At 71.5% G+C, this 3,098-nt stretch carries 3 protein-coding genes; 1 reads left to right on the forward strand and 2 read right to left on the reverse strand.

Annotated elements, in window-relative coordinates; translation table 11 throughout:
- Window positions 1-220: 220 nt before the first annotated feature.
- Window positions 221-1,213 (forward strand): Gfo/Idh/MocA family oxidoreductase, encoded by a 993-nt coding sequence (locus Q0066_RS02990; RefSeq protein ID WP_298129905.1) that lies wholly within the window; start codon window positions 221-223, stop codon window positions 1,211-1,213.
- Between the two features lie 119 nt (window positions 1,214-1,332).
- On the opposite strand, the gene Q0066_RS02995 is transcribed toward Q0066_RS02990, so the two are convergent.
- A complete protein-coding gene (locus Q0066_RS02995) occupies window positions 1,333-1,953 on the reverse strand; it encodes a 4'-phosphopantetheinyl transferase superfamily protein (protein ID WP_298129907.1) in 621 nt (206 codons plus the stop codon).
- Window positions 1,950-3,098, reverse strand: a 1,149-nt coding sequence (locus Q0066_RS03000; protein ID WP_298129908.1) for an alpha/beta fold hydrolase, incomplete at its 5' end; no start/stop codon positions are given. The genes Q0066_RS02995 and Q0066_RS03000, both read right to left, overlap by 4 nt.

The following is a 3,098-nucleotide window of genomic DNA, read 5'->3' on the forward strand; positions in this document are numbered from 1 at the left end:
CGATCACCGTCCGGGTCCGTGGCCAGGCGTCGATCGGCACGGTGCGCTGGATGTCCCACATCAGCAGATGCCTGGCCGGCCTCGCCGACGGACGCCCTGGTCGACGGCGCGATGGACTGGGAGTACCTGCTGGTGACTGCCCGCAGAGCCGGGTGAGCCGATAGCGTCGGAGCGGGCCGGACCCACCGGCCCGCTCCAGCGCGACCGAGAGGAACCATCGATGCTGCGTTTCGGGATCGTCGGCACCAACTTCATCAGCGAGTGGTTCAGCACGGCCTGCCGGGCCACCAACGGCCGCGCCTCGGCCGCGGCTGTGTATTCCCGTGACCTCGGACGCGGCCAGGCTTTCGCCGACGCCCAAGGCATCGATCTAGCGTTCGACGACCTGGACGCTCTTATCGACGCCGTCGACGCCGTCTACATCGCCAGCCCGAACGCCGCGCACCACCCGCAGGCGATGCAGGCCCTCGCGGCCGGCCGGCATGTGCTGGTCGAGAAGGTGATCGGCACCTCGACCGCCCAGGTGGAGGAGATCTTCGCCGCCGCCCGCGCCGCGGGCGTGATCGCGATGGAGGCGGTTCGCAATGTGCACACCCCCGCGCATCAGCTGGTTCGTTCGACGCTGCCCCAGCTGGGTGCGCTGCGGCATGCCCGGTTCGAGAAACTGCAGTACTCGTCGCGCTACGACCGGTTCCGGGCCGGCGAGCTGCTGAACGCCTTCGATCCGTCACTGGACAACTCGGCGCTGGCCGACATCGGGGTCTACTGCCTGCAGCCGGCGCTGGATCTGTTCGGCGTCCCGGCCCGGACGTCCGGGGCCTCGGTGTGGCTGCCGAACGGCTTCGAGGGCGGCGGCAGCCTGCAACTCGACTACGGCACCCTGGTCGCCGACGTCGTCTACTCCAAGATCGCCGCCGGTCTGGGCCCGAGCGTGATCTACGGCGAGGACGCCGCCCTCACCATGGACGACCCGGGCGAGTTGTCCCGGATCGAGCTGCACCCACGCGGCGGTGCGAGCCGGCTGCTGCTGCCCGGTCCACGGGTCGCCGCGGCCGACACCATGCAGCACGAGGTGCTCGACTTCGTCGACCAGGTGGACGCCGGCGCCCTCGACCCGCGTTGGGCCGAGTTGACCCTGGCCAGCCGCCGGATCATGGACGAGCAGTTGGCCCGCAGGCAAGCTCAACCAGCAAGAACGTCATCCCGGGCTTGACCCGGGATCTCAGACGAGTAGCTGAGACCTGCACGGAGATCACACCGCGGAGATCCCGGCGTACGCCGGGATGACGAGGCTGGGTGAGCGTGCTGGTGGCCGGCGCGGCGACGGTGCTGCTAGTCGGCCAGCGCGAGGCAGCCGAGCGCCGTCGGACGGCCTGACTGGTCGACTGATCCCGTCCAGTCGGTGAGGGCGAACCTACCCACCCGATCGGCGGGACCCGACTCTCCCACGACGTCGATCCGGCCAGGCTCGTCGGCGACACCCACCTTCACCAGGGCTTCTTTGCGCACCCAGAGCCGGGTGAAATCCAGGAGCGGGTCGGTGGCGGTGTCGAGCCAGGTCTGTTCGTGGGCAGTGACCGCGTTGCGTGGGATCGAGCCGGCGATCCGTTCCACGTCGATGCCGCATTCGGCCGTCGCTGCGACGGCGGCAACGTGGCCACGGGTGTGGCTGAGGCTGACCTGCACGCGCGATTCACCGACGATGGAGGGACGTCCGTGCCCAGTGGCACCGCAGCGCGGGCAGTGTTGCTCCAGACACACCCGACTAGGCGAAATGTCGAGCAGATCGCCAGCACACAGCCGGGCCAGTAGGTGCGCCGCGCGGTAGGCATCCCGATCCACCTCGAACCGCAGCCGGCGCCACCGCGTGGTCTCCGCTTCGCTCAGCTCCACCCCAGCCAGCCGGTCGTCACCCAGAACCTCCTCGACCGGAACGAACCGGGCGATGGTCACGCCGCCTCGATCGCCGCTGCGAGCAGCGCCGCAACCCGCGCACTGGCCGGACGGCGGACGAGTTCAGCGTGGGTGGCGGGCAGTTCGACGATGCGCACGTTCCCGACGGTATGCGCTCGCCAACCCTCGGCGTCCAGATGCGTCTCGGGACGCGGCGCCCCGGCCACGACGACAGTGAGGTCACCCTCCAGTGCGGCGGGCGGCGGCGTCCGGACCAGCCGGGCGGCCTCGATCACGCTGACGATGCAGCCGTCCACCAGCACCGACGGCAGCGCGGCCAGGGCGCTGCCCGAGTCGCGCAGCAAGCCGGCCACCCGCTCCCGGGTGAGCGGTATGTCGTCGTCCGGGGCGTCCAGGCCGGCCAGCCGCAGGATCCCGATCAGCGCCTCGGCTTCGGTCGGTTCGGTCAGGTGGTGCCACTGTTCGGCCGGGTAGGCGTCCAGCAGGGTGACGGCACCCACCCGCTGACCATCCGCGCGGGCCAGTGCGGCGACGGCGTGGGCGGCCATGCCGCCCCGCGACCAGCCGGCGACGTGGAACGGGCCGTCGCCCACCACGCTGCGGATCGCGGCCAGCTGCCGTCGAGCCAGTGCCGTGAGATCAGCGACCGGCTCAGGTGAACCGGTTCCGGTGCCGGGGGCCTGAATGGTGTGCACCCCGAGGTCGGACGGCAGGTCGGCGAGCAGGCTGGTGTAGCACCAGCCCAGACCGCCGGCCGGCGGCAGCAGGAACAGCGGCGGACGATCGGTCCCGGGCCGCAGGGTGAGCACTTCGGCGAAGTCATCGATGCGTTCCCGGCCGGCGCCGCTCAGCGCTCCGCTGATCAGCTCGGCGAGCCCGGCCGCACTCGGATGCCCGAACGCCTCGGCCAGGCCGATGGCGACGCCCAGATCATCGGCGAGCCGTCCGAGCAGCCGCAGCACCGACAGCGAGTCGCCGCCGAGGGCGAAGAAGTCGGCGTCCACCGCAACCGCAGGCAGCCCGAGCACCTCGGCCATCACCGCCGCCACCCGCTGCTGCAGCAGGTCGCGCGGCACCTCCCCGTCGGTTCCGGACGCCGCGGGCGCCGGCTGCCGGGCAGCGATCTCGGCCAGCGCACGCCGGTCGGTCTTGCCGCTGGGGGTCAGCGGGATCGCGTCCACGGC

The sequence above is a fragment of the Micropruina sp. genome (assembly GCF_027492755.1).
In the GTDB taxonomy this organism is placed as follows: Bacteria; Actinomycetota; Actinomycetes; order Propionibacteriales; family Propionibacteriaceae; genus Micropruina.

Bases quoted from the DNA above. Each gene is read 5' to 3' on its own strand.
- Q0066_RS02990 (WP_298129905.1), top strand. From the start codon at position 221: ATGCTGCGTTTCGGGATCGTCGGCACCAACTTCATCAGCGAGTGGTTC.